At 34.6% G+C, this 6,902-nt stretch carries 11 protein-coding genes; 8 read left to right on the top strand and 3 right to left on the bottom strand.

The features are described 5' to 3' along the window. Positions 1-453: ABC transporter permease (locus AC06OU_RS18290; protein WP_475857655.1), on the top strand; the 453-nt coding region annotated here is incomplete at its 5' end. 33 nt (positions 454-486) lie between these two features. Beyond that, entirely contained in the window at positions 487-975 is a 489-nt protein-coding gene (locus AC06OU_RS18285; protein WP_475857654.1) for a DMP19 family protein, read from the top strand. 435 nt (positions 976-1,410) lie between these two features. Here the strand turns inward: AC06OU_RS18285 and AC06OU_RS18280 are convergent, their stop codons facing one another. Together AC06OU_RS18280 and AC06OU_RS18275 are read right to left on the bottom strand one after the other, a co-directional pair. Further along, positions 1,411-1,665 carry a hypothetical protein gene (locus AC06OU_RS18280; RefSeq protein WP_475857653.1) on the bottom strand — a complete coding sequence of 85 codons (255 nt, stop codon included), beginning with the start codon at positions 1,663-1,665 and terminating at the stop codon, positions 1,411-1,413. A gap of 40 nt (positions 1,666-1,705) precedes the next feature. Further along, positions 1,706-1,900: a hypothetical protein gene (locus AC06OU_RS18275; protein WP_475857652.1), complete on the bottom strand. Its 195-nt coding sequence runs from the start codon at positions 1,898-1,900 to the stop codon at positions 1,706-1,708. Positions 1,901-2,124: 224 nt separating this feature from the next. Here AC06OU_RS18275 and AC06OU_RS18270 point away from each other — a divergent pair, with 224 nt between their 5' ends. Next, complete coding sequence (locus AC06OU_RS18270; protein ID WP_475857651.1) at positions 2,125-3,213, top strand: mechanosensitive ion channel family protein; 1,089 nt, start codon at positions 2,125-2,127, stop codon at positions 3,211-3,213. Positions 3,214-3,246: 33 nt separating this feature from the next. On the opposite strand, the gene AC06OU_RS18265 is transcribed toward AC06OU_RS18270, so the two are convergent. Then, the gene (locus tag AC06OU_RS18265; RefSeq protein WP_475857650.1) at positions 3,247-3,786 is read right to left on the bottom strand and encodes a 2'-5' RNA ligase family protein; all 540 of its coding nucleotides are present in this window, start codon (positions 3,784-3,786) and stop codon (positions 3,247-3,249) included. Positions 3,787-4,079: 293 nt separating this feature from the next. Between AC06OU_RS18265 and AC06OU_RS18260 the strand changes: the two genes are divergently transcribed. The 5 genes from AC06OU_RS18260 to AC06OU_RS18240 form a co-directional block, all read left to right on the top strand. Continuing rightward, positions 4,080-4,256, top strand: a complete 177-nt coding sequence (locus AC06OU_RS18260) for an asparagine synthase (protein WP_144539033.1) — start codon at positions 4,080-4,082, stop codon at positions 4,254-4,256. 79 nt (positions 4,257-4,335) lie between these two features. Then, positions 4,336-4,719 carry a DUF378 domain-containing protein gene (locus tag AC06OU_RS18255; protein WP_251555836.1) on the top strand — a complete coding sequence of 128 codons (384 nt, stop codon included), beginning with the start codon at positions 4,336-4,338 and terminating at the stop codon, positions 4,717-4,719. 143 nt (positions 4,720-4,862) lie between these two features. Further along, positions 4,863-5,606: a class I SAM-dependent methyltransferase gene (locus AC06OU_RS18250; protein WP_475857649.1), complete on the top strand. Its 744-nt coding sequence runs from the start codon at positions 4,863-4,865 to the stop codon at positions 5,604-5,606. Between the two features lie 19 nt (positions 5,607-5,625). Beyond that, a complete protein-coding gene (locus AC06OU_RS18245) occupies positions 5,626-6,483 on the top strand; it encodes a hypothetical protein (protein ID WP_475857648.1) in 858 nt (285 codons plus the stop codon). Continuing rightward, on the top strand, positions 6,480-6,902 hold a 423-nt coding region (locus tag AC06OU_RS18240; RefSeq protein WP_475857647.1), incomplete at its 3' end, for a class I SAM-dependent methyltransferase. The genes AC06OU_RS18245 and AC06OU_RS18240, both read left to right, overlap by 4 nt.

Genomic DNA, 6,902 nt, shown 5'->3' with positions numbered 1-6,902 from the left:
AAAAATAAAACCATTACTACGTTATTTATGTATCCAATTAGTAGGAAAAAAATAATTGCAGCAAAGCTAGCTATTGTATTTATATTTACTTTTATATGGATTATTATTTCGAATGTATTTATTACGTCAGTCTTCTGTTTCCTAAGTGTAAAGTATCAGCTAGTTCCTGATACACTAACCGCTTCACTTCTTCAAGAACATGGTATTAGTGTAGTGATGTATGCAGTTGCAGCTTCTGGTATGGCGCTAATCCCTCTTTACTTTGGTATGAAGAAATACTCTATACCTTCTACGATTATTACATCTATTCTAATTGTAGTGCTAGTTACCAGTAATAATGGTGGATTTTCATTGAATGATATATTTGTTATACCTTGGTCACTGGCATTAATCGGTTTAGTTATTGCATATCTTTCTATTCGAAATATAGATAGAATCGATATAAAAGTATGATTTTTCTAGAAATGCAATCGGGAGGATAGAGAAATGAAAGTAAGTCGAAGTGCGTTACAAACGAATGATGATATTTGGAATGCTGTTTTATCTGCTGCTTATGGAAACTATGCTTTTCCGACCGAAAATGAGAAAAAGAATGATATTTTTATTTTGTTTAGCTACTTTTGTGAAATGGAAAGTGGAGGCCATGAAGCCTTGCTCATTTGGTTATCAGAAACGATGCAAGAAATGGGTATCCAAAAATACCTCAGTCGACTAACTAAAATGCTGGAGCAAATCGGTGCCAAACAGTATGCTGAAATTGAAAAGGCCTATTTAGAAGAAATTTTGAAGAGATACTTAACCCTAGAAAATAGTGGTTTTGAGGATCCGGATTTTGAAAAACTAGAAGCAGAGTACCTATTTGTAATTGAGAGAGCCGATGAAGAATATAGAAATTTAGAAGAACAGATCAATGAGCGTTTATACAACTATGCAGTGAATATACATGAAGAGGTATTAGAAATTGTTAATCATTAAGCAATATAAAAAAGATGGAGTGATAGTTTCACTGCCTTCTTTTTTATTTTGGGGAAGTAAAACCTAAAATTTACATAACTGCGGTACACTGAGTAACTATTATTACAGAGCCAAGAAATAAAAAGAACCTAGTATACAAACCAAAGTTACGATCCATAAAGTTAAATATGTGGGTTTCTTTAGTTCTCTGTCTAGTAAAGATATAGATTGAATACCTGTAATAAATACTGCGACAAAGAGGGCTCCGCATAAGGCTCCTATTAATGTAGGAAAGTCGTATATATATTTATCGATAAATAAAAATAGAATAATAGAAAACGGTACTGAAACGCTAGAAAGAAAATGCTTTAAATTCATTTTAACCACCTTTATTCCTTTATAGGATTACCTCTTCCTTTGTTACAACTGTAGAAATGAGGCTTGTTAATGAATTGATCATTTCTCTAGCGGATAAATTAAATGATTTTCAACAAATATCCTACAGTTAATTTTAAAAGTACCACCGAGAGTCACTTTAATATTTTCACTATGTTCAAGACTTTTTAGCTGTCCATTTAATGTAGCTCTTAATCCAAGACCAAGATTTTCATCCTGTAATTGTCCATCTACATATAGTTTTTCTCCGGTAAACCAGCTATTCTCTACGCGAATATGGTGATTATTATGCATAACTTCAAATGTTTTTTTCATTTTAATCTTAACCTCCTTAATGATAGCCCATCTCGTGTAATTAGATATTCTGTGTTACCTTTAATTTCTTCATTAAGAAAAAGGTAAGAGTAAGAATCACACCAGTAATCATTCCGACGATGCTTAAATTTATTCCTAAACCAGTCGTAATACCGTCAGCACGAATAATAGCATTAGCATAGATGGAAACTCCGACAATAATAAATCCAATCCATTCAAATATTTTGGTTATCAAATTTAAAACCTCCATTTGTATTTAAATTATAACATTTTATTTGAATTTTAAAAAAAGTTTCTTTATCCACCTATTACAAGTTCATTTTCTTTCAAAATATCAAAGTTTAACTTTCTTAGTAAAAGGCAAACCTTTATACAATGTACAACCACGACAGCAAATCATTAAAGGATAGTAAAATTCTGTGGTATGATATGTGTTGATTTTGCTAGGAGGTATTTTTTATGGATTTGTCTATCTTTATGTCGTATGTCTTTTGGAAGAACCTTGGTATTTCCATTGCCATACTGTTAGTTTTCCTTATTTTGAGAAAAATTTTCTCGAAATATGTATTTAACCTATTGATCAAGCTAAGTGATAAAACACCGACTGATGCATTGACTCACCTTTTTCGGTCCTTCGAAAAGCCTATTCAGTGGATGTTTATCATAGTCGGAATTTATGTGGCGGCTAGCTTCTTTCCACATTTTGATGAAACAAATAAATTATTCCTGGTGCTTATAAGAGTCTCCTATATTATTCTGATTAGCTGGGGATTATACAATATGTCCTCTGATTCATCTACTTTCTTTATTAAAATGAGAAATAGATATAATTTGGATATTGATGATATACTCATTCCTTTTCTTTCAAAGGCATTGCGAGTTGTTATTGTTGTCATTAGCTTTAGCGTCGTGGCAGAAGAATTTGGTTATAACGTGAGTGGATTTGTTGCAGGACTAGGCTTAGGTGGCGTAGCAATTGCCTTTGCTGCAAAGGATGCTCTTTCTCATCTATTAGGAGGCTTTGTTATTATTACAGAAAAGCCTTTTAGAATTGGTGACTGGATATTGACTCCTGATGTAGAGGGGACGATTGAAGAAATTACATTTCGTAGTACAAAAATCCGTACATTTTCACAAGCTATTGTTACTGTTCCGAATGCCATGATTGCCAATGGACCAATTACCAACTGGAGTAAAATGGGGAAAAGGCAAATTAACTTTAATCTAAGGGTATCTCAAGAGACGCCGAAGGAAAAATTAGAGCTTGTAGTAAAAGAAATTGAACAGCTAGTGAGCAAGCATAAAGGTGTCCATCCTGAAACAATTTTTGTAAAATTTGATGCATTTAAAGAAAATGGCTATGACATCTTCTTGTATTTCTTTACTAACACAACGGTTTGGGCAGAGTTTTTAAAAGTGAAAGAGGATATTAACTTTGGTATTATGGAAATTTTAGAACGAGAAGGAGTTTCTATAGCCCTTCAAAGTCGAAAAGTTTATGTGGATAGTGAATTAATTCAGAATGAACCAAAGAGCATAGAGGAATAATAGGTACCGCTGGGATTAAATTCTCAGCGGTATTTATATGGGCTTAAGTTTTTTTGAAAAAATTACTGGGGCTTGTGTCGGGATAGACGTGTCTATTACAGCAATTTCTTTAATATATCCCTTTATGTTCTGAGCTTGAGTAGTGCAATAGAGGAAAGCCTCTAATAATTTTTCGTTGGATAAACGATTTGCTATAGTACAGTGTGGAATCCATTGTCCTGGATTATACAAGGATTGTGCGTCATTAAAGTCCTTAAAATAAGTATGAAAGTCGCTGTGAAAATGAAAAAGATCCTCTGTAATAACAGGTGTATAAAAAAGTGTACCAGATCCCGTAAACGATCCAATAGAAGGAAACGTGATTTCAATACTTTTTTTATCTGCTAAATAGCTATCTAAGCGATCTACAAAAGATTTAATATCTACCTTGCTGTAGCTTGCAATAGTAATATGTGGCTTCCGATTACTTACCTCAAACGCATAGGAAGAAATAGATTCATCCTTTAACTCCTGCCAAAGCTTCAAAATCCGCTTATTTAACTGATCATCAAATAACGCAATTATTCCATACATATTATTCGCCTTCTTTTTTAAAAAATTATTTTTTAATATCCAACGATTTATATATTTGATAAAAGATTGGAAGGTATGCCACTGAAGATAAGATTCAATCAGTTAATACTAATTTTGAGTAGAATAAAAAATATTTTGCTTGATTATATCATATAAATATTTCATTTATTGATAAAAGTTGTTAAAAGAAAGGATATTTTCATGCTCTTGTACTATTTGCTGAGCAGTATAAACAGATGGATATTGCAAAAGATATGAAGGAATCACAGCAATTAATGAGAGGAGTGTTTTTAATGGAGAGTATTCGCGAAGGGTTAATACCAACAGTTTTAGGGACAGCCGTAACTACAACTGGAGTAGCGCTTAGGAACAATAGAAGCATTTCACCATTAATCACGAGTTCGATTATCGGATTTGGCTTAGCGCATATTGTGTTGGGGGCAATCGATTTAGTTGAACATCGCCGCTAAAGATTCAGGGTGGAAGGAACTATTCCTTCCATTCTTACTACCTAGCTCCACCTATACAAATTGAAGGAGGTGTTGGTCCGTGTCAGTACTATCTCGGATTGCTTTAGCATTAGTTATCATTGGTGCATTAAACTGGGGTTTAATCGGATTTTTTGAATTTGACTTAGTTGCATCTATTTTTGGTGGACAAACTTCTGCCTTTGCTCGTGTTGTGTATGCACTTGTTGGTTTAAGCGGGATTGCTTGTATACCACTACTGTTTGCTCAAGAAGACGAAGAAAGCAGTACTTCTACCAGCGATGGGAAAAGTCAAAATTACAGAAATCTAAGCTACGAAACAGAATTTGCTGAAGAAGAGGAAATTATTGTGGCAGATCCACAAACTAATGCTTCATCGGATAATTCTACAACAAACTCGCCTACAAATTATTACAAAAAAACTTCTAAGAAAAAGAAGAGATAATTTTGTACGGCATCAAAAAATCTGACGCAACGTTAAAACGTGCGTCAGGTTTTTTGTTTTATAAAGGAGTTTAAGAATAAATAATCGAATATAAATATTAACCACGGAAAGCGGTGGAACGAGTAAATTATTGGAGGAACAAGATGAATACCAAGACATTAGAAATAAACAAAACAAGCTGGGAAAAGTCTGCAGATCGTTTTTATGGAAGAAATCCTCTTCCCGAGTATGGACCAATGGCTCCGCGTGAAGAACACTTAAATTTATTAGGAGAAGTAAAAGATTTGAAAGTTTTAGATATCGGCTGTGGCAGTGGTCATTCCCTACAATATATGGCGAAGAGAGGAGCAGGAGAGCTCTGGGGAATTGACTTATCAGACAATCAGCTAGCTGCTGCAAAAGAATTATTGAAGGATTATGGATCTTCCGTAAAACTATTTCAATCTCCTATGGAAACTAATCCTGGATTGCCATCAAACTATTTTGACATCGTTTATTCGATTTTTGCACTAGGATGGACTACTGATTTAGACAAAACATTAGCCAATATCAATTCTTACTTAAAAGCAGGAGGCATTTTTGTATTCAGCTGGGAGCATCCTCTACATAGCAGAGTGAAGCATGAGGAAGGGAAGTATCTCTTCAATAAATCCTATCAAGAGGAAGGGCCGTACGACCATGATTTTTGGGATACCCAAGCAATCATGCAGCAATTTAAAGTAAGTACTTATATTAATAGACTTGTAAAGGCAGGTTTTAAAATCGAGGAAGTCATCGAAGAGGTTTACTTAAAGGAGGAAGATGTAGAGCGCCATGTGAATAGGTGGTACTCCTTTGAAAAAGCACAGCTTATACCGACAACACTAATTATTAAGTGCAGTAAATAGTTAAAGGGGGAAAACAAAATTGAAGATAATAGATACAGTGCCTTTCTTTTTAAACAACTATGTCCCATCCATTAGTTTTTTACGAAGCTATTATGAAAAGTACCCAGAAATTTTTACCCAATATTTTTCTCGTCATTGCAAAGACACTGAGGAACGACATAACCAGTCGCTTCAGAAATACCCTGGTAGCTTCCATGACATCAAACAAGTGCATGAAAATATAACACCTATTATTGAAGAAGTAGTGGGCGAATATGAACGATTATACGATGTTACTTTTCCAATACAGGTCAATTTAATCGTTGGAGGATATGGATCAAATGCATATACGTACCAGCAAATAATTCCTAATATCACCTTTGCTCTAGAGAAGCTCTCTCCGGATCCAAATCATTTGAGGGTAATCGTTGCTCATGAGTTTGGTCATGCAGCACAAAATATTTTAACGGACAGGGCAGGAATGGATTGGACAACTGCACAATGGACTCATCCATTTAACTGGTTATATCGGGAAGGAATTGCAACTTACCTATCCGAAAGAATTGTTCCTTATTTAAAGAAATCCGTTTATTTTACTTACGATGATGAAGGTGAAGAGTGGCTCCATTTTGCCCAACGGCATGTTAAAGAAATAAAAAAGGCATTTATAGAGGACTATCAAAAAATGTCTGGAAATGAATTATTTCGTGATTGGTTTTCTATTAGTGGGGTAAATGTCTTTGGTTACGGTAGATTTGGCTATTTCCTTGGAGAACTATTTGTACAAGAGGAAATGGAAAAGCATGGGGAACTTGAGACAATCATCGCATTAAACAACCCTGACTATTTAAACACGGTAGAGCATTGGCTTCTTCAAGGAGAGGGAGAACTGATATGACGAATAGCATTCAAATAGATAATTTAGAGGAATATGATGATCCAGCAGCCTATGACCAGGAAAATAATCATTACGTAGGGGAATTTCCATTATTACTAGAATGGGCAGGGAAAGTAAATGGTCCAATTATAGACTTAGCCTGTGGAACTGGGAGGCTGACATTGCCATTAGCCAAAGAGGGCTACCAATTGATTGGTATTGATGTTCATAAAGGAATGTTGGAGCAGGCAGCTAAAAAAGCCGGAAAGCTTAACTTGGATATACAGTGGCTGCAGCAGGATTGTACAAATTTCCAAGCAGGCATTAGAAGTCCGTTTATTTATATGGTGGGTAATTCCATACAGCATTTCCATACAAATGAGGCACAGGATCAACTTTTATCCTCTATAAAACAACATCTTCAGGAAGATGGTATTTTT

Source organism: Psychrobacillus sp. (assembly GCF_056205495.1).
The sequence above is the reverse complement of the archived record's forward strand: the minus strand, read 5'-3'. Positions and strand labels throughout refer to the sequence as shown.

What these genes read in the sequence shown, in the direction of transcription:
- AC06OU_RS18285 (WP_475857654.1), top strand. Translation starts at nt 487, where the DNA reads ATGAAAGTAAGTCGAAGTGCGTTACAAACGAATGATGATATTTGGAAT.
- AC06OU_RS18280 (WP_475857653.1), bottom strand. Translation starts at nt 1,665, where the DNA reads ATGAAAAAAACATTTGAAGTTATGCATAATAATCACCATATTCGCGTA.
- AC06OU_RS18270 (WP_475857651.1), top strand. Translation starts at nt 2,125, where the DNA reads ATGGATTTGTCTATCTTTATGTCGTATGTCTTTTGGAAGAACCTTGGT.
- AC06OU_RS18265 (WP_475857650.1), bottom strand. Translation starts at nt 3,786, where the DNA reads ATGTATGGAATAATTGCGTTATTTGATGATCAGTTAAATAAGCGGATT.
- AC06OU_RS18260 (WP_144539033.1), top strand. Translation starts at nt 4,080, where the DNA reads ATGGAGAGTATTCGCGAAGGGTTAATACCAACAGTTTTAGGGACAGCC.
- AC06OU_RS18250 (WP_475857649.1), top strand. Translation starts at nt 4,863, where the DNA reads ATGAATACCAAGACATTAGAAATAAACAAAACAAGCTGGGAAAAGTCT.